14 protein-coding genes are annotated in these 26300 nt (G+C 35.6%); 7 read left to right on the plus strand and 7 right to left on the minus strand.

Going from position 1 to position 26300, the window contains the following annotated elements; all coding sequences use genetic code 11:
* Positions 1 to 37: 37 nt before the first annotated feature.
* The 4 genes from FHK87_RS26560 to FHK87_RS23170 all read right to left on the minus strand — a co-directional run bounded on the left by FHK87_RS26560 (position 38) and on the right by FHK87_RS23170 (position 3523).
* Entirely contained in the window at positions 38 to 169 is a 132-nt protein-coding gene (locus tag FHK87_RS26560) for a hypothetical protein (protein ID WP_262711279.1), read from the minus strand.
* Between the two features lie 124 nt (positions 170 to 293).
* Positions 294 to 1637, minus strand: a complete 1344-nt coding sequence (gene purB, locus FHK87_RS23160; RefSeq protein WP_140597257.1) for an adenylosuccinate lyase — start codon at positions 1635 to 1637, stop codon at positions 294 to 296.
* Positions 1638 to 1684: 47 nt separating this feature from the next.
* Positions 1685 to 2251 carry an adenylosuccinate lyase gene (locus FHK87_RS23165; protein ID WP_140597258.1) on the minus strand — a complete coding sequence of 189 codons (567 nt, stop codon included), beginning with the start codon at positions 2249 to 2251 and terminating at the stop codon, positions 1685 to 1687.
* 594 nt (positions 2252 to 2845) lie between these two features.
* Entirely contained in the window at positions 2846 to 3523 is a 678-nt protein-coding gene (locus tag FHK87_RS23170; protein ID WP_140597259.1) for an SIR2 family NAD-dependent protein deacylase, read from the minus strand.
* A 397-nt stretch (positions 3524 to 3920) separates the two neighbouring features.
* Here FHK87_RS23170 and FHK87_RS23175 point away from each other — a divergent pair, with 397 nt between their 5' ends.
* From FHK87_RS23175 to FHK87_RS23185, 5 genes are all read left to right on the plus strand, one after another.
* Complete coding sequence (locus tag FHK87_RS23175; RefSeq protein WP_140597260.1) at positions 3921 to 4658, plus strand: LytR/AlgR family response regulator transcription factor; 738 nt, start codon at positions 3921 to 3923, stop codon at positions 4656 to 4658.
* Between the two features lie 389 nt (positions 4659 to 5047).
* Positions 5048 to 5206: a hypothetical protein gene (locus tag FHK87_RS26440; protein WP_226294393.1), complete on the plus strand. Its 159-nt coding sequence runs from the start codon at positions 5048 to 5050 to the stop codon at positions 5204 to 5206.
* Between the two features lie 53 nt (positions 5207 to 5259).
* Positions 5260 to 5412, plus strand: coding sequence for a hypothetical protein (locus tag FHK87_RS26445; protein WP_226294394.1), 153 nt, complete (start codon positions 5260 to 5262; stop codon positions 5410 to 5412).
* Positions 5413 to 5532: 120 nt separating this feature from the next.
* Positions 5533 to 7587 (plus strand): tetratricopeptide repeat-containing sensor histidine kinase, encoded by a 2055-nt coding sequence (locus tag FHK87_RS23180; protein ID WP_140597261.1) that lies wholly within the window; start codon positions 5533 to 5535, stop codon positions 7585 to 7587.
* An 84-nt stretch (positions 7588 to 7671) separates the two neighbouring features.
* Positions 7672 to 8343 carry a response regulator gene (locus FHK87_RS23185; RefSeq protein WP_140597262.1) on the plus strand — a complete coding sequence of 224 codons (672 nt, stop codon included), beginning with the start codon at positions 7672 to 7674 and terminating at the stop codon, positions 8341 to 8343.
* A 94-nt stretch (positions 8344 to 8437) separates the two neighbouring features.
* Here FHK87_RS23185 and FHK87_RS23190 read toward each other — a convergent pair whose 3' ends face one another.
* From FHK87_RS23190 to FHK87_RS23200, 3 genes are all read right to left on the minus strand, one after another.
* Positions 8438 to 10384, minus strand: coding sequence for an OmpA family protein (locus FHK87_RS23190; protein ID WP_140597263.1), 1947 nt, complete (start codon positions 10382 to 10384; stop codon positions 8438 to 8440).
* Between the two features lie 14 nt (positions 10385 to 10398).
* Entirely contained in the window at positions 10399 to 11316 is a 918-nt protein-coding gene (locus tag FHK87_RS23195) for a PorP/SprF family type IX secretion system membrane protein (RefSeq protein ID WP_140597264.1), read from the minus strand.
* A gap of 68 nt (positions 11317 to 11384) precedes the next feature.
* On the minus strand, positions 11385 to 23531 hold the full coding sequence (locus tag FHK87_RS23200; RefSeq protein ID WP_140597265.1) for a PKD domain-containing protein: 12147 nt from the start codon (positions 23529 to 23531) through the stop codon (positions 11385 to 11387).
* A gap of 796 nt (positions 23532 to 24327) precedes the next feature.
* Between FHK87_RS23200 and FHK87_RS23205 the strand changes: the two genes are divergently transcribed.
* Together FHK87_RS23205 and FHK87_RS23210 are read left to right on the plus strand one after the other, a co-directional pair.
* Complete coding sequence (locus FHK87_RS23205; RefSeq protein ID WP_140597266.1) at positions 24328 to 25206, plus strand: mechanosensitive ion channel family protein; 879 nt, start codon at positions 24328 to 24330, stop codon at positions 25204 to 25206.
* A gap of 538 nt (positions 25207 to 25744) precedes the next feature.
* A complete protein-coding gene (locus tag FHK87_RS23210) occupies positions 25745 to 26044 on the plus strand; it encodes a hypothetical protein (RefSeq protein ID WP_140597267.1) in 300 nt (99 codons plus the stop codon).
* The last annotated feature ends 256 nt before the right edge of the window (positions 26045 to 26300 follow it).

Genomic DNA, 26300 nt, shown 5'->3' on the forward strand with positions numbered 1-26300 from the left:
ACACAAGTAAAGCCTTTTTTTATTTTCATTATTGATTTTAGATATTAGCAGTAGTATCAATAATTGCCGTCGTGTCGTTGAAAGCAGTTGTATCATTTTTTACAACTTCTTTACCATTGTTGAGCTTAGAAATTCTCACTTTCTTCAAACTTAATTTACGTTTTTTCATCGTTTTTTGATTTAAAATTAAACTACATGAAAATAGTAAATATGATTGTTAATTTTACTTGTAATATTAAGCCTTTGTGTTAATCTTTTATTATAAATTAAAACGAGCTTTAGTAATACAAAGCTCAAATTCCTGTATAGTTAGAAGGAGATATTTCTTTTAATTCTGATTTGATATCATCAGAAACCTCCAGTGTATCTATAAAATTAGCAATCGAATCTTTATTGATTTTTTCATTGGTTCTAGTCAACCCTTTTAGCGCTTCATAAGGATTAGGATATCCTTCTCTTCTTAATATCGTTTGGATTGCTTCTGCTACTACTGCCCAATTATTTTCGAGATCATCAGAGAATTTTTCTTCATTCAGTAGTAGTTTATTAAGCCCTTTTAGCGTTGCCTGAAAAGCAATAACTGTATGACCAAAAGGAACCCCTACATTTCTAAGAACTGTGCTATCGGTAAGATCGCGCTGTAATCTGCTTACCGGTAATTTTGCAGCCAGGTGCTCAAACAATGCATTGGCGATCCCTAGATTTCCCTCGCTATTTTCAAAATCAATTGGATTTACTTTATGTGGCATAGCAGATGATCCCACTTCACCTTTTTTGATTTTTTGTTTAAAATAGTCCATAGATACATATGTCCATATATCACGATCAAGATCCAGTAGAATAGTGTTGATACGCTTTAATCCATCAAATAAGGCGGCCATATGATCATAGTGCTCTATCTGAGTGGTAGGAAAAGAGTGGTGTAACCCTAGTTTTTCCTGTACGAATTGAGTGCCAAAAGCTTTCCAATCTATAGTAGGATAGGCAACCTTGTGCGCATTGTAATTTCCTGTAGCTCCACCAAATTTTGCGGCGCTAGGGATATCATTTAATAAATCAAATTGAGCTTCTAACCGGGTAACATACACCTGTAGTTCTTTTCCTAGTCGGGTAGGAGATGCAGGTTGCCCATGCGTACGTGCCAGCATTGGTACATCTTTCCACTCATCAACCAGAGCTGTTAATTTATCTTTTAAGGCTAGGTATTGTGGGATATACACATTTCCTATCGCTTCTTTAATGCTTAATGGTATAGCGGTATTGTTGATATCTTGAGAAGTTAACCCAAAATGGATAAACTCTTTATATTCTTGAAGTCCAAGAGCATCAAATTTTTCTTTTATAAAATACTCTACCGCTTTTACGTCATGATTTGTCACTTTTTCAATGTCCTTGATCGCCAAAGCATCTTCGCTAGAAAATGTAGTATAGATTGTTCTAAGGTTCTCAAATAACGAGGCTTCTACATTTTGTAATTGCGGTAGGGGTAATTCGCACAAAGCAATAAAATATTCGATCTCTACCAATACACGGTATTTGATTAAAGCTTCCTCACTAAAATACGAACTAAGCGATTGTGTTTTTGATGCATAACGGCCATCTATAGGAGAGATGGCTTGTAGCGAAAATGTGGACATAATGTTGTGTTTTTTTGAAAGATGCAAAGATAAACGATATGTTTTGATTAAGAATTTTTGGATTGTAATTTTTTCAATATCATTCGAGACCGTGCTTTGTATGCAGCGCTACCAGTGTTGTAATTAAGCTCTAATGTTGTTTTGAGCTCGGGATGTACCCAATCGAATTCTGTACCCAGTAAATATAGTGTTGTCATCGTATACGCCTTTGTAGCAACTTTTTGATCTGTAATTAGCCAGTCAAAACCAATTTCTACCATCTGTTCTCGATGTTCTTTATGTAGCGATTGTTGTACTTCCTTCTTTTTTTGGGTATAAAAAGCAAGGGCAAGATATTCAAATATTTTGGCCATTGGGCGTACAGCAGGATCTTGATATACTTTGGGTACAATAGATATAAAGCTATCTAGATACGGCAGCAATATGTTTAATTTGTTTTTACATACAAACTCAAGCGCCCACGAGGCTCTACAAGAAATTTTTTCATCTACCAATTCGCAAATAGATAATAGCTCCGGCAGTAGCTCCGGGTGATCCAAAAGTAAGTTGGCTACATAAGCTCTCTTTTCTCTAGAATGATCAATAGTATCGATAACATCTTTTATAGCTGTCATGGTTGCGGTTGTTTGGTTATATTTATGAATAGAGAGAAGGTTGAAACTCAAAAATACTTAATAAAAATAAATCAGTAAGCATCTATTATATATTGAACTCGTTTAAACTTTTTGAATTTGCTAAAAAATTGCTCTTTTTAGCCCTGTTTTTGTCTTTTTGACTTTCCGTTTGGTCTTTTTGATTAAAATTTCAACCCAATGAGTAGAAATTTTAACCGATTAGGTTAAAATTTGAGTCTAACACGTTAAAATTTTAAAGGTAGAGGTCAAAATTTGGGTCACGCTTCTTAAAATTTGAGTCTCTATGGTTAAACGTTACGTCTTTTTGACCTTCCGTTTGGTCTTTTTGATCAAAATTTCAACTTGCTGAGTAGAAATTTTAACTGATTAGGTTAAAATTTGAGTCTAACGCGTTAAAATTTTAAAGGTTGAGGTTAAAATTTGGGTCTCTGATAGTTAAACGTTACGTCACCCGAACTCGATTTGGGGTCACACAAGTTGCGTTCGCACTGCCGGTGAGATGCTGTATTAAGTACAGCATAGCGTTATGCTATTTTTTTTAAGTTTAGTAGTTCATTATATATAGTATTACATTCACTGTAATAAATTTTCTACAATTTTGGGTACTCCTGTAGTTGCTTTTTCTGATAACACAGTAAGATTACTTTTGGGTTCAATTGCAGGTTTAGGATCAATAAAATAGATATCAGTATTTGATGACGCATACGATAATAGCCCCGCAGCAGGATATACTTGCATAGAAGTACCAATAATAATTACGATATCAGCTTTTTCGGTAATTGTAATAGCATTATCCATCATAGGTACATCTTCGCCAAACCAAACAATATGTGGGCGTAGTTGTTGGTTGTGCTCACAGAGGTCTCCTATATTTAAGTCATCTTTCCAGTCAAGCACCAGATCTTGATCAAATTGGCTTCTTACCTTTAATAATTCACCATGCAGATGTATGATGTTGCTACTACCGGCACGCTCATGCAAATCGTCAACATTTTGTGTGATGATAGTCACATGGTATTTTTTTTCTAATGTAACCAATGCTTTATGTGCCTCATTGGGTACTACGGTAGATAGCTGGCTTCTCCTTTTGTTATAAAAATCAAGAACCAACTCAGGGTTATTATTCCACCCGATAGGCGAAGCAACCTCCATAATGTCATGGCCTTCCCAAAGCCCATTTGCATCTCTAAAGGTACTAATACCACTCTCTGCACTTACGCCTGCACCGGTAAGAACTACTATATTTTTCATAAATAAACACGATCAATTCGATTATTACACTTAAAACTATCTAAAAAAATCAACCTATCCCTATAAAAAGAATAGATTTTAATGATTGCACAAAAATAAGGAAATGGATTTCTCTATTGTTTAATGTCGAATTTTAACACTAACTACCAGATTTTAAGATTATTTCATAAAAATTATACAAAATCAAGAGATTTTTACGTTTGTCTAATCAAAATATTTATACTGTTGAAAGGCACATATTAGTCGATGATTAACATAATTGTAAGTGTTTGTAAATGAGAATGTTCCGTATTAAAATTACGGTTTTTCCGTAACAAAAAAAAGTGTAAATATGCTATATTGTTGATATCAAATCCCGTATTTAATTAACCGACACTAATATTTAATCTTATATACTATGAAATACCCTTATGTAATTATTGATAATGACGATAAAATTGCTGAAACCATCCAAGTATCTTTAGAAGACAAACCCAATTATATCTGTATTGGCAAAGCCAAAGACGAGCAAGAAGCCTTGGATTTGATTTTATCAAGAAGACCTCGAATTGTTTTTATGGAACCCGAAGTACCGGGGCTATATAACGATAGCATGCAATACTCAATCATTACAGAGTTATCTCGGTATATGAGCAGATTGCCGGAGTTTGTGGTGATGACCAAAACAACACAATATGCCATAGAGGGTATACGTAACAGAGTATTAGATTATATATTGAAGCCTTTTGGCCCGGGGCATATTACCAGAACATTGATGCGGTTTGAAAAAGACTTTGATCAGATAGAAGACAATACACTATGTTTTAGATCTTATGGAGATTACCGATTCGTAAATGTAGACGAGATCCTATATCTCAAGGCAGATAATAATACAACCGATTTTATTATGAGTAATGGCAATACTGTGCAAGCCTTCAAGACTTTGAAGCATTTTCAAAACCTATTGCCCAGACATTTTGTAAGAGTACATAATAGTTATATCATTAATATGCATTATGTATCGAGGATTCATTTTGGAAAAGCAAAATGTGCCATCAAAAATACCAACGATCTCATTCCGTTCTCAAAATCGTACAAAAACAATGTAGAAGAAATTAAAGATACTTTAGCAAAAAGTAGTTTAATCTATATATAGTAAAGGTATTTAACATAAATATAATGTAATAGCCAGCAGATAGAAATATCTGTTGGTTTTTTTGTAATACGGTATTTTGATATTGTTAGTAGTTTTTTTCTTACAAAATGTATCAAAACTAAAAATTCGACCAGTTACCTCTATAAATCGTCCATTTACTTCTAATAGTAGGTAAACTACTAAACACACCTTAATATATTATGCGCCGGGAGAGAATCGAGCTACATTTGTAGTGTACAATTAGAGAAACAAACATATCAAAAACGTGATTTTCTAATGAAGTATTTGTCGCATGCGCAGCGAGAGTCCCAAAATAGATTAAAATATTAAAAATTAATTAAGTACAGCAAAAAGAGTAAGACTAAGTACAACCCTAAAAGAACAATATTATGAAAACTATAAAAACATTATTCGCCATATTATTTTTAAGTACATTTTTTATCGCTTGTGAAGCAGATTCTGTAAATGATGAAGTAGGAATTGAAGAAATAGATACTTTAGGAACTGAAGATGATAGTAAAGAAATCACACCTCCCGGCCAAGACTAATCAGATAATTCTATTTTATTGAAATATAACATTAACTAACAAAAAGCATTATTATGAGAACTATAAAGACGCTATTCATTATTTTATTTTTAAGCACATTTTTTATCGCTTGTGAAACAGACTCCATAGATGATGAATTAAATACAGAATTAAATGATATTAATTCATCGGAAGATGATAGTAAAGAAATTCCAGTACCTAATTAGATATCAGAAAGATTATTCTACATATTCATAAAATTTTAAATTAAATAAAAAAGCTCTAGATATTTAGGGCTTTTTTATTTAATTTAAAATCGATTTCTTAGAAATGGAAAAATAATTAAAATGCTAAAAGTTTCATTAAAATATCTCTGTATTATAATTTTAATGCTTGGTTTTATTATTTCATGTAATAATAAAAAAACAAGGATAGAAGATCAAGACTTAAAATACAATTTAATTGATGAGTTTATAAATAAAGGGAAAAATAGTGAGCTATCAAATGAAGAAAGGGTAGAAAATTTAGAAAAAGCTTATGGTATTTACTCTACCTTAAAAGATAATTCAATGAAAGTCGAAAAAATTCATCAAATATCCTTTGCTTATTATTCTTTAAAAGATTTTGAGAATTATAAAAAATTTAATGAGAAGGCATTAGAACTTTCTAAATCAATTAACGACTCACTTAAAATAGCAGAATCATATGGGTATCTTGGTATATATTACAGGGTATCAGAGCTTGATAATGCTTACAAGAATTTTTATCAGGCAGAAAAAATTTATTCTTCTATCAATCTTAGCAAATATGATAAAAAAGAGATTGCCTTTGAACATGGAAGAATATTAATAGATTTAGCCAGAGTATTACAAAGAACAAAAAACTATAGTGAAAGTGAGAAAGCTACTATTCGTGCGATAGAAAGTTTTAATAAAGCAGAAAACGAAAAATTCTTGTCAATTTGCTATACAAATCTTGGAATTTTGGCCAAATATATGGAGCGTTTTGATGAAGCTATTGATTATCATTTGAAAGCAATAGAATATGATGAAAATACTAAAGATGAAATATTACAAAAAACAATTTCATATAATAATATAGGTACCACTTATAAGTCTCAAAAAAAATATAATAAGGCTAAAGAATATTATAATAAAGCTTTGTTATCTCATACTGAATTTTTAGAAAAAAATCCTAAAAGAAAAGCAAGGCTTATTGATAATCTTGCCTATGTGAATTTTTTATCAAATGATACAACTCAAATACCTGAGCTTTTTTATAAAGCATTAAAAATAAGAGATAGTATTGATGATAAGAATGGAATAGCCACGAATACTTTGCATTTGGCAGAGTATTATCAATCTATAAATAAAGATAGTATTTCTAAAGTTTATGCGGAACAGTCAAAAGGTATTTCTCTAGAGCTTCAAAAAAATGAAGAGTTATTAAGGGTTTATAAATTGCTATCTGAAGTATCAAATAAAAGTGAAGGATTAGAATACGCAAACCAGTATATAAAACTTAACGATAGCTTAGTAAAACAAGAACGCTTGTTTAGAGACAAATTTGCGCGTATTCGATTTGAAACGGATCAAATTGTAGAAGAAAATATACAGATCAGTAAAGAAAATCAGATTTTACTCATTGCTATACTTGGTCTTACTACATTATCTTTACTAGGATATATCATTTTTAGGCAACAACAAAGTAACAAAGAGCTTCTATTTGCGCAAACCCAGCAAGAAGCCAATGAGGAGATCTATCGATTACTACTTAATCAACAAATTAAATTAGAAGAGGGGAGACAGCTAGAACAGCAACGCATGTCTGAGGAGTTGCATGATGGGGTACTAGGGCGATTATTTGGGGTGCGTTTAAGCCTGGATGGGATCAACCAAAGAGCAAACGATGGGTTTACCGATGCCAGAAACAAATACATAGAAGAACTTAAATCTATAGAAAAAGAAATACGATTGATCTCTCATGATCTGGGTGCAGAAACATTACCCTCGGATGTGGCATATATAGATGCAGTAGAGACTTTGATCAAAGATTTGTGTGGAGTACATAAGATAGAATACGAGTTTAATAGTGACGAAAATATTGATTGGGAGTCGATTAACGATCAAAAAAAGGTAAATCTCTTCAGGATTTTGCAAGAGTCTTTGCAGAACATTTTTAAGCATGCCAAAGCAAACATTGTTAAAATTAGTTTTGATTATGTTGATGATAAGATAAATCTTACTATTTTAGATGACGGGATCGGTTTTAAAACAAGTAAGGTGAAAAAAGGAATTGGTTTAAAGAATATAGCATCACGTGTTAGTCAGATGAGTGGAGTAGTTAATTTTTTGAGTACCGAAGATTCGGGAACTACAGTGTCAGTTAGCATACCGCTATAATTTTAATGTTTAAAACAAGATCATGGTAAGAGCAACAACAATAATGCTTTTGTTTTAAACTCTAAACAACAAATTTTTTTTAAGATGAAGAAAAAACTTAAAGTTCTTATGATCGATGATCACCCTATGATTATCGAAGGGTATAAAAATACTCTGCTAGGAGAAAATCAAAAAGAGTATCAAATCAAAATCGATATTGCTTCTAATTGTGATGATGCCTATTCTAGCATTGTCAAATCTTCAGAATCGGTTCCTTATGATATGCTTTTTGTAGATATCAAATTACCACCATCATCAGATGGTAGTATTACTTCTGGAGAGGATTTGGCTAAGCATGCCAAAGAGCTGCTACCTAAAGCTAAGATTATTATCCTTACCATGCATAGAGAGGATCATAGGATTCATAATATTCTCAAAAATATTAACCCTTCAGGTTTTTTAATCAAGAGTGACCTTACATCTAGCGAGTTGCTACTGGCTTTTAATAATATCGTAAAAGGTAAAGCGTATTATAGTTCAACGGTAAATGATCATTTTAGAAAAATGATGACCAATAAATTTTCTCTGGACGAGAAAAACTTAAAGATATTGTATCATTTATCAAGAGGGGTAAAGACCAAGAATTTACCAAACTATGTAAGCTTATCACTTAGTGCGATAGAGAAGAGAAAAAATCAAATCAAAGAGATGTTTTCTATTGCAAAAGCAGATGATCAAAAACTACTGGAAGAGGCTAGAAAAAGAGGTTTTATATAAGTCAAACCCCGAGATCGTATAAGAAATATAAAAGAGGTTGTTTATCATTAAACAACCTCTTTTGTTTGTAATATAGTATGAATTAGCCTTGGTATTACATTTTTATGATAATAAACTCTGATCTACGATTGAGTTGATGGCGCGCTTCAGAACAAGATACTCCATCTGCACATTCGTTGATAAGCCTGGACTCACCATAACCGATTGCACTTTCTATTCGATCAGCTTCTATATTTTGAGATACGATGTACTCTCTGGTAGATTTTGCTCTTCGATCAGAGAGGTCACGATTATATTCTTTACTGGATCTAGAATCGGTATGTGATTCTACCTTGATCACCATATTTGGATATTCATTCATCAACAGTACAATTTTATTGAGTTCTGATGCTGCATCATTTCTGATAAAAGACTTATCCAGGTCAAAATAAATGATTCCTATTTTGATTTTGAGTACACCTCCTTGTTCTACAATCAATTTGTTTACTGTTTCTAGCGCAATAGGAACATTGGTTTCGCCTTCACCTTTTTGAGTTTCAAAAGGAGTGGTGGTAGTATTGTGACCTAGTTTTTCAGCTTTTATTTCATAAGGAGAACCACATTTTGGTTTGTATTTAAACGTGTATTCTCCTTGTTCGTTACTCATGGTTTCTTCTAGTACTTCTCCTCTTCCTGAGATCAATGTTAGCTTTGCCTGAGCAATACTCTGACCTGTAGCAGTATTGGTAACTTGACCCGTGATTTTTTGGTCGCAAATCTCGATAGGGGTTCTCACAAAAGAATAGATATCATCATCTCCTTTACCGGTTTTTCGGTTAGAACACACATACCCTTTGTTGGTCTCTTCGTTTACGATATATCCAAAGTCATCAAGGTTACTATTTAGCGGAGCGCCAAGATTTACAGGAATGGTAAAGTTACCTTCGTTGGTTTTACTTTCAAAAACATCAAGTCCTCCTAATCCCAAATGGCCATCTGATGCAAAGTAAAGTGCTTTGTCTGTAATATAAGGAAACATCTCTCTACCATATGTGTTGATATTGGGGCCTAAGTTTTTGGGTTGAGAATATTTGTTTTCTCCCAAAATATCTACAACAAAAATATCTGTAGCTCCGATTGATCCCGGCATGTCTGATACAAAATATAGTTTCTTCCCATCTTTGCTCACTGTGGGGTGCCCAACAGAATATTCATTGCTATTAAAAGGCAATTCCTGAACGTTTGCCCAAGAGACATTACCATACGTATCCTCTCTTAGTTGTGCTGTGTATAGCTTTAAGTGATTAATACCTTCATCATCTCTCACTAGTTTACCATCATAATTATTTCGAGTAAAGTAAATCGTGTTTTGATCGGGTGAGAATGCTAATGTAGCTTCGTGATAAATGGTATTTAATTCTTTAGAAAACTCTTCAGTAAAAGTGACATCGGTTTGCGTGCCGTTTATTTCACCTATTAGCATATTCAAATATGGTTGCTCGTTCCATCGATATTTTCGGGTGTGATAGGTAGAAGAATCCACCGCCGAAGAGTATACAAGACGATCCTTAAAATACATTGGACCAAAGTCTGATAATGATGTATTGATCTTAAGGTTTTTGAGTGTAAATTGTTCTGGTAGTTCTAGAACATCTTCAATACTAATGCGCTCTTGAGAGTATTTTTGACCTCGTGGATCGTTTTGATTCGCTTTTTGCGAAAACTTTTTCATCCATTTTTTTGCAGATTTGTTATCGCCAATACCTTGTAAGCTATGCGCATATCTAAACAGGTACTCCACTTCTACATCCTCACCATATTCAGAGATCAGAATATCATACCATTTATAGGCACCTTCCATATTGGTATTAAAATAATAGGCATCTCCTGCTTTTTGCAGTACCTCTTTGGAGTTGTCACCTTGTTCTATAGCAGCTTCATATTCTTTGGCGGCTTCTATATACCACATCTTCTCAAAAAAGTTGTCTGCTCTTTTGTATTGTTTTTGTGAGTATCCAAAAAGAGAAAAGGCTAGAAGACTTAGGGTAATTATATTTTTCATATACTATGTCTTTTTTAAAAGAATCTAGGTGATTTTAATCGTTTTTCTTCTGATTTTAGTTCAAATCTGATCATGATCTCATGACTTCCCGTTGTAAACTCTTGTAGTTCTGTAGTAGTGTAGTCATAAGAATAACCAATCAATAATCCTGGTGATACCTGAAAACCTGCCAGCGCACTTACAGAGTCATCCCATCTATATGAAGCCCCAAGTCTAAATCGATCAAAGAACATAAAATTGGCAGAAAGATCTACAATTAAAGGTGCTCCAACAACATGTTTTAGTAAGAATGCCGGTTTGAACTTTGTGTTTTCGCTTAAGTCGAATACCAATCCACCAATCAAAAAGAAGTGTAATCTTTCTGAAGCCACAGATTCCTGAATATCATCATAATGTTGGTCTGTAAAAAAGTTAGGAATAGAGACTCCCAAATAACTTTTTTCGCCATGTAAATATAAACCGGCACCCACAGTAGGGAAGAAGCGGTTATTGATATTTTGCTGAAAAACAGCATCCGGATTTTGAATTCGTCCTTTGGTCCAGTCGATATTGAGCAATCGTGCCCCTCCTTTTACACCAAAAGATAACCGATGCGTTTCTGACGCTCTTATGGTATAAGAGAAGTTAGCATCAAAATAAAATTCATCAGATGGACCGATTTCGTCATTTACGACAGATAATCCTAAACCTACATTTTTGCCCAAAGGACTATCAATAGTTAAGGTTTGCGTTCTGGGAGCACCATCAATACCTACCCATTGCGACCGATGAATCCCTGTTATTGCCAGATGACCTCTAGAACCGGCATAAGCAGAATTTACACTTAGTGTATTATACATATACTGTGTAAATTGAGGATCTTGTTGTGCAAAAGCGCTGTACAATGTCGAAATCATTAAGATCCCTAATATGTTTTTGGTAATTTTATTCATGTTCTGATCTGATTTGGTTAGGAGACAGATGATGCATTCATCTGTCTCCCGCTAAATTTTTATTTACATTATCTGTTTAGGTAAATCCATCCTGCTTTTGGCTCAGAACCGTCACCAAGATTTAAAATATAGTAATACGTTCCTACCGGTAATTTGTCTTCGGTATAAATGACTGCTCTTCCGTTCGATGTACCATCCCAAGAGTTATCATAATTATCTTTTTCATACACAATATTTCCCCATCTATTATAAATCTCGAGTCTATTGTCAGGAAATCTAGAGATACAGTCAATATTAAATGTGTCGTTAACACCATCATTATTTGGTGAGAACTCATTGAATATCGTGAGACATTGTGTTTCTACAAAGGCATCGTCTCTGTTATTAGCAGTATTGATATCAAACTGATCAACATCCAATAAGCCGGCAACGTTTATGTAATCATCAACATCAAGAACACGTACAGTGATATTTAATGTTTCAGTTTCTGAAGTGTTTATGCCAGATAACGTCCATAGACCTCTTACCGGATCATAATCTCCACTAGAAGCATCTGATGATATATATTGATACCCCTGCGGAAGAAGATCTTCAATCACTACATTGGTGGCATTTACAGATGCGTTATCATTTGTAGCAGTGATTGTAAATACAACCTCGTCACCGATAGTAACTCTGGTAGGTGCCACAGATTTTCCTATTGCAATGTCTACAAATTGTGGAGTAACAACAACTCTGCTTTCATCATCATCAGGAAGTCCATCTCCAAGGTCGTCAACATCAATTCCTGTTCTGGTATCACTATCAGGGTCAGCTTGATCTGATCTTGTAATTTCTGCGATATTGATATACTCATCAGTAGTATTAGAAGGTTCGTTTACAGTAGCTAATATGATTAGCGACTCTGTTGTACCATTAAGGATCGTTCCGTTTAATGACCAAATACCTGTACTACTGTCATACAGACCGGCAGTAGAGACAAAAGATTCAAAAGTATACCCGGCAGGTAAACGATCGGTGACTTCAACACCTGTAGCATCACTATCTCCACTATTGGTCACATTAATCGTAAATTCTACAGAATCACCAACTAGCGGAGCTGTATTGCTCACTACTTTTTCTATAGATAGATCCGCAAGTCCTGAAGGTCTAGGGTTTACAGTATCTTGATCATCCTCAGAATCCACATTGTTATCCGGATTAGAATCAGGATCAAAAGTATCTAATGCAATCAACTCGGCAGTATTAGAATAAATTCCCGATGGCAATACAGTTACGGTAATATCTAATGTTTCTGTTGTGCCATTTGCCATGTTTCCTATATCCCAAGATCCAATCGTTTCATCATATGTACCTATAGAAGGCGATGCACTATCAAAGCTATACCCCGAAGCAATAACATCTTCTACCACAATTCCTGTTGCATTACTTGGTCCGTTGTTAATGATAGTAACGGTAAAGGTAATTTGATCACCTACTTCTGGATTAAAACTATCTACCGTTTTGGTTACCTCTATATCAGTAATCACTCTAGGGAATACCTGAACTTCATCCTGATCATCTTCATTAATATCCCCATTACCAGGAGTAGAGTCTGGATCAATTTCATTTACAGCTGTAATTTCTGCTACATTTATGTAACTACCTAAAGTATTTATGGATACGGTGATGTCTATCGTTGTAGTTGCGCCTATACCCAGTGTAGGAATATTCCATAAACCAGAAGCAGGGTTATAAGCACCTCCACTGGTATTAGAGATATGATTGAATCCGCTAGGGATAGGATCAGTCACTATAATTCCTGTTGCAACACTAGGTCCATCATTGGTTACTGTAAGTGTAAATGTGATATTATCGGTTACATCCGGATTTGTATTGCTTACCGTTTTAACTAGAGATAAATCCGCAATAGCAACTGGTGTTGTTCCGATTGTACTAATATTGTTAGCAGTATCAGAATCAAGATTGTCTGATGCTGTAATTTCTGCTGTATTAGAATACGGACCAGTTGGATTAACAGTAGCTGTAATTGTTAATCTTTCAATATCACCATCTACAAGTGTTCTGTTTACGGCCCAAACTCCTGTTACATCATCATAAATACCTGCAGTAGCTTCGTAGGATACAAAAGTATATCCTGTTGGTAATACATCTGTCACTTCAATTCCGCTTGCATTACTAAGTCCAAGGTTTTCTAATAGAATAGTAAAGTCTACATTATCTCCAACTCTTGGCGTTGCATTATCGACTGTTTTGGTTACAGCTAAATCTGAAACACTAACAGGTACAGGCCTTATCGTAACTTGGTCATCTTCGGTATCATCGTTATTTGCTGGAGTAGAATCAATATCATTTTCGGTAGCATCAGTTACTTCAACAACATTCGTATAGTCGCCTGTAGCTAATACATTTGCAGTTATTGTAAGTGTTTGAGTGACACCGTTTGAGAGATTTCCAATTGTCCAAGATCCATTTAAAGGCTCATAAGTTCCTGTTGTTACAGTAGAACTTACATATTGATATCCAGATGCTAGTAAATCAGTCACAACAACATTTGTAGCATTACTAGGCCCATCGTTGGTTACTGTCATTGTAAAGGTAATAGTACCTCCAACATCTGGTGTTAGATCATCTGCTATTTTTGTTACTGACAAATCAATTCTAGGCGTCAATACCGGAGTTACCACTACTTCATCCTGATCATCTTCTGCAAGGATATTGTTGTTTGGTGTAGAGTCTAAATCTAGCACTCCAGAAGCAGTAACTTGCGCAACATTGGTATAATTACCTGTTTCATTTACCAAAACATCTATCAATAACGTTTCTGTATCTCCGCTAGGGATTGTACCAATATTCCATATTCCTGTAGTTTCATCATAAACACCAGCTGTAGAACTGTAGAGTACAAAATCATATCCATTTGGTAAAAGATCAGTCACAGAGACTCCTGTTGCAAGAGCTGGACCATCGTTGGTTACTCGAACTTCAAATGTGATTTCGGTTCCTGTAAATGGTGTAATATCATTATCAACAACTCTTTTAATTAAAGATAAATCTGCGACATCTAAATAATCAATTCGTACTTCTGCTTGATTAGAAGGGTTTCCATCATTATCATCTACGGTATAAAAAATTGGTGTAGGATCAGTTATAAATCCTGGATCAGGATCAAAAGATAATGTTTGTGTTGCAGGATTGTATGTCCAGGTTCCTTCTCCTGTAACAGTAAACTCTGTTACATCACCATCACCATCTGTGATAATACCAGTTGCTCCTGTTGGTGGAATTAAATTTACTCCATTTGGATCTAAGGTACCGTCGGGATCACTATCATTAGTAAGTATTGTAATATCTACAGTATCACCCGGATTATTATTCAAATCCTCATTATCAACTGCAACCGGCGGTTGGATTGCATAGTCAATAGTTATAGTAGCCGGAGCAACGCTTATTTCTAGATTATCGGCATCTATAATATTGTAATCTATAGGAGTTGGATCACCTGTAAATCCTGCTTCAGGTGTAAATGTTATTTGTCCTGTCGTTTCATTGTATAGCCAGTCTCCCTCACCAGGAACTGTAAAACCGATAGTCGAAAAATTAGCACCAATAACAATACTGGTTGCAGAGACAGGAATAACTAAATCCACAAAAACATCAGAAGGCAAAGGAGTGCTTCCATCAGCTAATACATCATTATTAATGATATTAAGTGTTACCGAATTATTAGTTACATTATTAGAACTATTATCATCGTTTGGTACAGGAGGTATAGGTGTATATCCTACAGTTACGGTTGCCAGATTAGATGTATTTCCATCATTATCATCTACGGTATATGTTACCGGAGTCGGGTCACTTGTAAATCCATCTTGTGGATCAAAACTAAGTTGTCCTGTGGTCTCGTTATATGACCATGTTCCTTGTCCTGGTACAGTAAATCCTATTACATTTCCATCAAGATCTGTTACGATCCCTGTTGCTCCTACAGGAGTTGTAAGATTTACAGAAGTAGGATCTATAGTTCCATCAGGATCATTATCATTACCAGTAATAGCTATACTTACGATCGTTCCTGGAGTATTTCCTGTATTGGAATCATCAACAGCTACCGGAGGTTGCTGATAGGTTACTGTGATCAAAGCAGTATCGGTTTGTCCATTGTCCAGATCCGTCATTTCGTATGTAATCGGAGTAGGATTACCGGTAAAAGCAGGTTCCGGATCAAAGGTTACAATTCCTGTAGTAGGATTATATGTCCATTCTCCTTCTCCAATTACATTAATTGTTGTTTGTATCCCTGGAGTTCCTGGATCCAGGTCTATACTTACATCCGAAACATCAGGCGTTGTTCCATCAGCGAGTTCATCATTTGTGAGTATGGCCAGATCGGTATTATTTCCGATAGGTGTTGGAGTTGCATTTGTATCATCATTAGCTACCGGAGGTGTAGGTGTATATCCTACAGTTACGGTTGCCAGATTAGATGTGTTTCCATCATTATCATCTACGGTATATGTTACCGGAGTCGGGTCTCCTGTAAATCCATCTTGTGGGTCAAAACTAAGTTGTCCTGTAGTTTCATCGTATGACCATGTTCCTTCTCCCGGCACAGTAAATCCTATTACATTTCCATCAAGATCTGTTACGATCCCTGTTGCACCTCCAGGAGTTGTAAGGTTTACAGATGTAGGATCTATAGTTCCATCAGGGTCATTATCATTTCCGGTAATAGCTATACTCACGGTCGTTCCTGGAGTGTTTCCTGTATTGGAATCATCAACAGCTACCGGAGGTTGCTGATAGGTTACTGTGATCAAAGCAGTATCGGTTTGTCCATTATCCAGATCCGTCATTTCGTATGTAATCGGAGTCGGGTTCCCTGTAAAAGCAGGTTCCGGATCAAAGGTTACAATTCCTGTAGTAGGATTGTATGTCCAATCTCCTTCACCGGGTACATTAACTGTTGTTTGTATCCCCGGAGTTCCCGGATCGAGGTCTATAGTTACATCGGAAACGTCGGGAGTTGTTCCATCAGCCAGTTCATCATTTGTGAGTATGGCCAGATCGGTATTATCTCCAATAGGTGTTGGTGTTGCGTTTGTATCATCATTGGCTACTGGAGGCGTAGGCGTATATCCTACCGTTACAGTTGCCAGATTAGAAGTGTTTCCATCATTATCATCTACGGTATATGTTACTGGAGTCGGGTCACCTGTAAATCCATCTTGCGGATCAAAACTAAGTTGTCCTGTAGTTTCATCATATGACCATGTTCCTTCGCCTGGTACAGTAAATCCTATTGTATTTCCATCAAGATCTGTTACGATCCCTGTTGCACCTCCAGGAGTTGTAAGGTTTACAGATGTAGGATCTATAGTTCCATCAGGATCATTATCATTACCAGTGATAGCTATACTCACGGTCGTTCCCGGAGTATTTCCTGTATTGGAATCGTCAACAGCTACCGGAGGTTGCTGATAGGTTACTGTGATCAAAGCAGTATCGGTTTGTCCATTATCCAGATCTGTCATTTCGTACGTGATCGGAGTAGGGTTACCGGTAAAAGCAGGTTCCGGATCAAAGGTTACAATTCCTGTAGTAGGATTGTATGTCCAATCTCCTTCACCGGGTACATTAACTGTTGTTTGTATCCCTGGAGTTCCCGGATCGAGGTCTATAGTTACATCCGAAACATCAGGGGTTGTTCCATCAGCGAGTTCATCATTTGTAAGTATTGCCAGATCGGTATTATCTCCAATAGGTGTTGGAGTTGCGTTTGTATCATCATTGGCTACTGGAGGTGTAGGCGTATATCCTACAGTTACGGTTGCCAGATTAGATGTGTTTCCATCATTATCATCTACGGTATATGTTACCGGAGTCGGGTCACCTGTAAATCCATCTTGCGGATCAAAACTAAGTTGTCCTGTAGTTTCATCATATGACCATGTACCTTCTCCCGGTACAGTAAATCCTATTGTATTTCCATCAAGATCTGTTATGACCCCTGTTGCTCCTACAGGAGTTGTAAGGTTTACCGATGTAGGATCTATAGTTCCATCAGGATCATTATCATTACCAGTAATAGCTATACTTACAGTCGTTCCCGGAGTATTTCCTGTATTGGAATCATCAACAGCTACCGGAGGTTGCTGATAGGTTACTGTGATTAAAGCAGTATCGGTTTGTCCATTGTCTAGATCTGTCATTTCGTACGTGATCGGAGTAGGGTTACCGGTAAAAGCGGGTTCTGGATCAAAGGTTACAATTCCTGTAGTAGGATTATACGTCCAATCTCCTTCCCCAGGTACATTAACCGTTGTTTGTATCCCCGGAGTTCCTGGATCTAGGTCTATACTTACATCCGAAACATCAGGCGTTGTTCCATCAGCGAGTTCATCATTTGTAAGTATCGCCAAATCGGTATTATCTCCAATAGGTGTTGGTGTTGCGTTTGTATCATCATTGGCTACTGGAGGTGTAGGCGTATATCCTACAGTTACAGTTGCCAGATTAGATACATTACCGTCGTCATCTCTTACGGTATAAGTAATATCTGTAGGATTACCTGTAAATCCATCTTCAGGAGTAAAACTTAATAATCCTGTAATTCTATTATAACTCCAGGTACCTTCTCCCGGTACATCAAATCCAATAATATTTCCATTAATATCAGTAACTGTATTTAATGCTCCTACGGGCACTGTTAAATTTACTGTATCAGGATCGATGAGTCCATCAGGATCGTTGTCATTAGCAGTTATAGACTGATTTACAGTTGTTCCCGGAGTATTTCCTGTATTGGAATCGTCAACAGCTACCGGAGGTTGCTGATAGGTCACCGTGATCAGAGCAGTATCGGTTTGCCCGTTGTCAAGATCTGTTAATTCGTATGTGATTGGAGTTGGGTTTGTAGTAAAACCACCTTGAGGAGTAAAAGTTACTATTCCTGAAGCAGGATCGTAAACCCAGTTTCCTTCACCAGGAACATTTAATGAGTTTTGAATCCCCGGAGTGGTCAAATCTAAATCCACGTCTACATCCGAAGGATTAGGTGTTGAGCCTTCTGCTAAAAGATCATTATTGATAATGTTGAGAGCAGTAGGATCATTAATAGGAGTAGGGGTTAGATTTGTATCATCATTGGCTACTGGTGGCGTGAATGTGTATTCTATATTCACATTCGCAACATTAGAGGTATTTCCACTATCATCTCTTACAGTATAAGTGATATCTGTAGGATTGCCAGTAAACCCAGGCTCTGGTGAAAAAGTAAGTTCTCCTGTATCATCATCATATGCCCATGTACCTTCACCTGGTACTGTAAATCCTATTACATCACCATCTAGATCTGTTACGATTCCTGTCGCTCCGACCGGAGTATCTAAATCAACGCTTTCTGTGTCTAAAGTACCATCACTATCTGAGTCATTATTTAGAATAAGAACCGCTACAGGGTCTCCAAGAGTATTATTTAACCTTTGATCATCTACAGCAACAGGAGGATCATTTGGAGTAATGGTTACTGTTGCTTCATCTTGATCATCTTCTAAAGGATCATTATTATTGGGAGTTGAATCTGGGTCAAACTCATTGCTGGCTGTAATTTGAGCCGAGTTATTATAGGGTCCTGTTGCATTGACAACAGCATCAAAAGTTAAATTAAGTGTACTCGCACTAGTGATATTCAAACCACTCCATGTAATCGATAAATTTCCTGCATTATATAATCCTGAATTACTTACAGTACCAGGAACCAATGTATATCCGTTAGGTATTATATCAACAACTTCAACACCTGTAGCATTTGATGTGCCACTAGTATTTTCAATAGCGACGGTAAATGTTACTGTCTCACCAACTTTTGCTGCTGAAGGTAATACAGATTTAATAAGTTCTAAATCTATGATAGGTGTAATTTGTATAGTTACTCTATCTCTTCTCGGATCACAACTTCCGTTAGTAACGGTCCATTCAAAGATATAAGTTCCTACTGTAGTACCGGTTACATCAGTAGTAGGGTTTGCATCATCTACAAAATTAGCTGTGGTCGGTCCAGAGACTTGAGTCCATTGCCCTACGGCTGGTGCAGTTGCTGGAGTTGCGTCAAGTGTGACAACTGATAACTCCGGTAGACTTTGATCAGGTCCTGCTTCTGCTACTATAGGATCAGAAACAATAGTAACTTCCATGACATCAGTAGATGTACAACCACCACCGGTAGTTGTCCACGTAAACTCAAAAGTCCCCGGTGATAAATCGATCACTAAACTATTTGGGTTATTAGGAGCCGCAATTGTTGCACCCGGTGGTCCCGAAGTTTGGGTCCATGTACCTGTGCCACTAGTAACGGGTACAGCATCTAGAAAGGTTTGTGTATCATCACAAAGGTTTTGATCAGGTCCTGCATCTGCCGGAGTAGGTGGTGCTCCGGTAAACGTTAAAGTAACTGTATCTGATTGCGGGTTACATGCAGATGTAGGTGAAGGAAATGGACCACCGTTTGAAACTGTCCAGGTAAGCACATAAACGTCATCGATACCATCGTTACCTACATCATCAGGGATATTTGATAAGGTTGTTTGTGGGTTATTAGGACTATCAATCACTACTGCTCCACCAGAAGGATCGTCTCCCGGATTAGCAAAAGACCAAGTTCCTATCCCTACTGTTGGTGTAGTAGCGTTGAGCTGTGCGTCTTGCTGGCAGGCATTTGTTTGGTCAGGTCCAGCTTCAATAGGGGTAGGGGCATCAAATACTTCAATTCTCATGATATCAGCCTCGTCTGTACAATTTGCCACAGAAAAATTCCATTGAAGAATATATAATCCTGGAACACTTAATCCGGTAATAGTTGTATTATTAGCTGCTGGAGTAGTAATATTGGCTACACTACCAGTCGGTTCAGAAACAAAACTCCATTCTGCTGTTAATCCAGGGTCTCCAGGAGGTACATTACCTACCATTGTAGCAGTAGTTGTATCTCCATTACATAATATCTGGTCAGGTCCCGCCGTAGGAGGTGTACTTGGTCCTGAACTTACTACTATAGTTACAGTATCTGTATTGTTACAGGCACTTCCTGATCCGGTATAATCTGTTGCAAATTGAAATTCATACGTATTTCCAGGAACTACTGTTGCGTTGGCAGTATTACTGTTTGATGGAGATTGTGAGATTGTCGAAGCAGGTGCACCATTAGCTACTTGAGTCCAGGTACCTGTGGTTCCTGCAGTAGCTTCTAAAAGTATACTGGTTACTTCACATAATGTTTGATCAGGCCCTGCAGATGCAGGTGCGAACACATCTACAATTATACTATCTGAAGATGATGGACATAAAGGAGAATTAGAAGTAATTGTCCAATCAAAAATATATCTACCTGTAGTTAAACCGGTAACATTAATACTATTACTACTTGGGTCACTTATGTTTGGTGTATTTGGACCAGAAACAACACTCCATACTCCTGATTCTGTAGTAGGATTTGTGAGAGGATCAGCTGTAATAGAAGTATTATTTGCTGCACATATCACTTGGTCTCCACCTTGAATATTTGCGGTTGTAGGAGGAATACCAATTTCTACAGTTACTTGATCTGCAGGTGTAGTTACGGGACAGTCTCCGTAAGCTATAACCCATTCAAAAACATAGGTTCCATCCAAAAGGTTAGAAAAAGTAGCTGTTGGATCATTTGGATCACTTACTGTAAATTGCCCTCCTGATACCAAATTCCATGTTCCTTCACCACCAACTGGGGCAGGGTCTGCATCCATATCAAACGATAATAATACAGGATCTAAACATAAGCTTTTATCTGTTCCTGCACTTACACCTGCATTGATGTCTGAAATAACAACTTCTATACTATCAGATGTTGAGGGACAAGAGTTTGTAGGAGGTGCAGAGTAGCCTATAGTCCATGTAAAAGTATATATACCATCTCCTGGAACCGTAGCAGTTGTATTAGCTTGAGTAGCATCAACAAATGTTACTCCGGCTGATGGTGTGACAGACCATAAGCCTTCTTCTCCTGCAGCAGGAGCATTACCGCTAAGAGGAACGTTGGTAGTACCACTAGCAAGACATTGATCACCTCCTGCCATGGCATTGGTAGGAGATAAATCTGCATTTGTAACAATATCTACAGTATCTGTAGCGGGAGCAAGTGTACATCCTGAATTATCGGTAATATCTAGTGACCAAGTTAAAGTATATGTTGTTGATGGTGCATTGAAGCCTGATGCGATAGCATTAGGATCATTAATATCAGAAAAAGTTATACCAGGAGGCCCTGACCATGTACCTGTTTGGGCATCATTACCGGGGTCTGCTGCTAGTTGTACATCGGCGCCAACACAAATACCAGTTTGGTCGGCTCCTGCATTTACGGGATTATTAGTAGTCGGGGATACTTCTATAGTGGTATCAGATGTAGCAGGAGGTACACAATCAGGACCTGCTGATACTGTATATCTGAATACATATGTACCTGGTATCATATTAGAAATTGGCGTGGTCTGCGCATAAATATCTGCTATTGTAGCTGTATTGGGCCCCGATACTTGTGACCAAACGGATAGCTCCCCATCTTGGATAGGGCTTCCTGCTAAGTTACCATTGATTTGACCACAAACAAAAAATTGATCAGAACCGGCATTAGAGCCACTAGGATTTAAAGATACAGTAATATTTATAGCATCATAAGCTTCATCACAACCTTGAAGATCACCTGTTCTACTTCTTCTAAAATTAACCCTATACGTTCCTGACACATCGAATACATTAATCCTAGTTGGACTATTTCCTGCATTTTGAAAAGGAGTAGGAAATGTAATCGAAGAATCAGCAGGGCCACTTACTATACTGAAATCTGTTCTATTTCCGCTAGTAAAGGTGAAGGGAACATCAAAACTAGTTTGAGCACATGTACCTGTAATATCGTTTCCAGAGTTTACTACAATACTAATCGCACTAGCATTATACCTTACTCTAGCAGTCGCTACAGAGGTACACATCGTTACATTATTAGTTATTGTATATCTAAACTGATAAGAATTTGGATTTGTTAACCCTGTAATTTGTGTAGTACTATTGGTAGGACTCTCTATGGTAACTGAAGGACCGGAAATTTGTTCCCAAAGAACAGTTTCATTAGTAAAATCCGGTGTAGACCCTACCAAAGTTACTTGTGTTGTAGATGCATCACAAAGTCGTATATTATTATCTTGAATGCTTGCATTTGTAACGTCTTGCGTGGCAGCAGGTACTGTAATAGTTACAGTGTCACTGCCAGAAGCACAAGGACCAACAACATCCCAACGAAAAGTATATGTACCCTCGAATAAGCCAGAGACTCCAGTATTAGCATTATTAACATTACCAATAGTAGGTGCTGTCGGACCACTTACAAAAGTCCAGGTTCCTTGTTGACCATTTAAGTTATTACCTCCAAAAGAACCATTTAGATTAGTGCTTTGACTTACGGTATAACAATTGGATAATGTTTGATCAGGTCCAGCACTCACAGGGAGTTCTCCACCATAATTTGTAACTGTAATATCATCAGAAGATGAACAAGAACTAGCACCAGAGCTGCTAATAGTCCAACGCAACGTTGTAGTACCAGCGCTGGTTTCTGGTAAAGTTATAGGTGTTGATGCAGATGTTGGGATCGATATATTGACCCCTGCATTATTAGCACCTACAACAGTCCATTGGCCTGTTTCTCCTGAGCCGGGTGCGTTTCCTGTTATAACAATCGATCCTGAACTGTCTGGACATGAGGCTACGTCTGAGCCTGCATTTGCAATTGTAATAGGATCAACAGTAATAGAAACGGTTTGCGAAGGTGTATCACCATTAAAACATTCTGCTGCGTATTGAAATTCATAAGTATTTCCTGGAATAAAACCGGTAATGATAGGATCATCAATCGTAGGATCACTTATAATTACAGACGGTCCTGCTGTTTGTGTCCATGTCGGTCCACTAGCATACGTATCAGGACTATTACCTTGTAATTGCATCACATCATTTGCACAGATCGTCTGATCTAATCCTGCATTGATTGTACAACTTTGTGCAGTAGCAGAGAGAGTACTCAGAAAAACAAAGAAAGCGAAACAGAGAAAATGAAGTATACTTAATGAACTTCTTTTAGAAAGAAAATAAGATTTATTCTCTTCTTTGGTTAAGTAGAATTGTTTCATAGATTTTGGTTCAAAAACTTTTTAAAACATATTAAAAACAATCTTGTTGGATATAGTAATATTAATCCAATAAGTTTGCTAGAACTATTTAATTGATTTTAGGGGTAATTATTTTTGACTTGTGTGTGGTACTTGTAAAATTCAAATTTAACATTAAATTATGAAAACAAGTTACGGTTATACCGCAAAATATTAACGCGTATAGCTTTTGTTTAAATATTTGATTTATAAGTGTTTATTTTGGTTTTGTGTTTAATTTCCTATAAAGTAATACATGTTTTTGCTTTATTTTTTTTAACAAAAATGTTTAGAAAAGACATAAATACGCCTTTGAGCTATATGAAGATACTTTTAAGCCTTTAAATTTATAATGTTTGAACTCTGAATCTTATTGTTTAAAGTGTATTGTCTAAAATTTAAATTCTACTTTTAAATCATTCATATATCATTTATAAGTTATTTAAATAGTGAAACCATTATGTATTTAGTTTTGTCCTATCATATAATGAATTAAAGAATAATGAAAGTAACTAGTATTGTAAAACAATATTATTTTTTGTAGAGAATAAGGTAGTAGTCATTTTTATTGTTCAATAAATAACTAATTTTTACGTTAACCTATTATAGTTTTATTAATAAAGAGTGAGTGTATAATAGTTCTGCTTTTTATTTTAAGATTTTTTACTTCTAAAATAGAGTAGTAAGTGTAGTTACTATTTTATCATATAATTTACCTATTAACTAGTATTAAGCGCTAGATTTTTAATTTTGTAATACATCCAAATTATAATATATAATGTTACTACTATTTACATTTCAAGAATTAAAGAAGATACCCACAGGGGATTCATTAACATTGCAAGAATATTCAGAAAAGCTTTTTTTATATGTTTTTGAACAAATCAAAGAATTTGGACCTAGACTTATCACTGCAATATTAATATTCATTATAGGTTCTTGGTTAATCAAAAAGGTTGTTAAGGCTATCTCAAGGATTATGACTAAAAGTAAATATGATGAGTCTCTACAAAAATTTTTATTGAATCTTTTGAGTTGGGCTTTCAAAGTACTTTTAATCATTATAGTAATATCGCGTTTGGGAGTTGATGTTACAACTTTTGCTGCAGTAATTGCAGCAGCAGGATTGGCTGTTGGGTTAGCTTTGCAAGGATCATTATCAAATTTTGCCGGTGGTGTACTTATTATAATTTTTAGACCTTATAAAATAGGGGATCTTATAGAAGCTCAGGGAGTTTTGGGTGTAGTTAAAGAGATAGAGATTTTTACGACTAAAATAATTACTCCTCAAAACAAACTTGCTATTGTTCCTAATGGTGCTTTGGCAAATGGCAATATCATTAATTATACTGTAGAAGGTAAAATGAGAGTAGATATCACGATTGGTATTGGGTATAATGAAGATATGAAACAAGCAAAAGAAATATTACTAAAAGAACTGGTTACAAATCCATTGGTGTTAAAAGATCCCCAGCCAAGCGTTAATGTAAGTAACTTGGGTGAAAGTTCTGTTGATCTTGCTGTACGGCCATATTGCCATCCAGACCATTACTGGGATGTATATTTTGAAACATTAGAAAATTGTAAGTTGGCATTAGATAAAGCAGGAATAGAAATCCCATATCCTCATTCTGTTGAAATTCAAAAAGAAGGTTGATTTTGAGAACGTAAAAGTTCAATTTTAACAAAAAATTATAGTTTAAAGATCGATAATTAGCGTTTTTGGAAGATGAAGTGAGTTAGGATAAAATGACTTTTTTAAGGTTGTAATCGTATCAATACGCTAAATAAATAGCTGTTTCTTAAATATTTATACTTGTTTTTTAACTTATGTTTTTTGATGTGAATAAATGTAAAAGCTTGTTTTTTAGTTTTTTATGATTATTCCTTGTTTTTCTCATTTAATAATATGCCTTAAAACCAGCATCTTACAGCAGTACTCAAAAAATTATGGTTTTACCATAATAAATATGTGTTTTACAGGTATATAAGTTTAACAATTTGTATTTATCTTTAGAATGTCTTTATGAAAGAAGTTTAAATGTATAATAATCATGGATTATTTTATGTAAGAACTATAAAGACAAAATTATTGGTTTAAAGCTAATAATTAAACAACCCCACTTTTTGTAAAACTTTGGCGAGCTAACAAAAGTAGGGTTTGAATAACGATTAATTTATTAAAATTAACCACTATGTTTGGAATATTACTTCATAAGTTTGCATCTATTTTCTTAGAAATAACTTATTTAGCTTATTTATCACTTCTTAGAAAACCAACAATTCATTGGCTTTCATTTTTCGGTGTGAAATATAGGAATTTTGTAATTTCTTTACGGGCTTACCGTATGTATTTTAGCATTTTCTTAACAGATTGGTTTGTTTCAGTAAATTTTAATTTAAAAAAATGTAAAGAAGTTCTTGATTTAAATAATAAGAACTTTAAATATATAGGTTTTCACTTTAATGGTGAAAGCTCGAGTTTATATGTTTAGAACTAAAATATTATGAAATAAAAATTTACATTTTGACGATGTGTTTACTTTTAAATCCCCCGTTTTTAGGGGTAATTTCGGGGGTTTTAATTTAATCTTTCAAATGTAAATGTTAGAAAATAATATAAAGATTATACTTTGACAAGGTAATGATGTCAAACTCCTTTTTACTATTAATATTATTGTAGAAAGGTTTACAAAAGAAAACAGCAAATTATAATAATTTGCTGGAAAGAAACATTTTGACGATGTGTTT

It is taken from the genome of Aquimarina algicola, from assembly GCF_006443095.1.
GTDB lineage: Bacteria > Bacteroidota > Bacteroidia > Flavobacteriales > Flavobacteriaceae > Aquimarina > Aquimarina algicola.

What these genes read in the sequence shown, in the direction of transcription:
- FHK87_RS26560 (WP_262711279.1), bottom strand. Translation starts at nt 169, where the DNA reads ATGAAAAAACGTAAATTAAGTTTGAAGAAAGTGAGAATTTCTAAGCTC.
- purB (WP_140597257.1), bottom strand. Translation starts at nt 1,637, where the DNA reads ATGTCCACATTTTCGCTACAAGCCATCTCTCCTATAGATGGCCGTTAT.
- FHK87_RS23165 (WP_140597258.1), bottom strand. Translation starts at nt 2,251, where the DNA reads ATGACAGCTATAAAAGATGTTATCGATACTATTGATCATTCTAGAGAA.
- FHK87_RS23170 (WP_140597259.1), bottom strand. Translation starts at nt 3,523, where the DNA reads ATGAAAAATATAGTAGTTCTTACCGGTGCAGGCGTAAGTGCAGAGAGT.
- FHK87_RS23175 (WP_140597260.1), top strand. Translation starts at nt 3,921, where the DNA reads ATGAAATACCCTTATGTAATTATTGATAATGACGATAAAATTGCTGAA.
- FHK87_RS26440 (WP_226294393.1), top strand. Translation starts at nt 5,048, where the DNA reads ATGAAAACTATAAAAACATTATTCGCCATATTATTTTTAAGTACATTT.
- FHK87_RS26445 (WP_226294394.1), top strand. Translation starts at nt 5,260, where the DNA reads ATGAGAACTATAAAGACGCTATTCATTATTTTATTTTTAAGCACATTT.
- FHK87_RS23180 (WP_140597261.1), top strand. Translation starts at nt 5,533, where the DNA reads ATGCTAAAAGTTTCATTAAAATATCTCTGTATTATAATTTTAATGCTT.
- FHK87_RS23185 (WP_140597262.1), top strand. Translation starts at nt 7,672, where the DNA reads ATGAAGAAAAAACTTAAAGTTCTTATGATCGATGATCACCCTATGATT.
- FHK87_RS23190 (WP_140597263.1), bottom strand. Translation starts at nt 10,384, where the DNA reads ATGAAAAATATAATTACCCTAAGTCTTCTAGCCTTTTCTCTTTTTGGA.
- FHK87_RS23195 (WP_140597264.1), bottom strand. Translation starts at nt 11,316, where the DNA reads ATGAATAAAATTACCAAAAACATATTAGGGATCTTAATGATTTCGACA.
- FHK87_RS23200 (WP_140597265.1), bottom strand. Translation starts at nt 23,531, where the DNA reads ATGAAACAATTCTACTTAACCAAAGAAGAGAATAAATCTTATTTTCTT.
- FHK87_RS23205 (WP_140597266.1), top strand. Translation starts at nt 24,328, where the DNA reads ATGTTACTACTATTTACATTTCAAGAATTAAAGAAGATACCCACAGGG.
- FHK87_RS23210 (WP_140597267.1), top strand. Translation starts at nt 25,745, where the DNA reads ATGTTTGGAATATTACTTCATAAGTTTGCATCTATTTTCTTAGAAATA.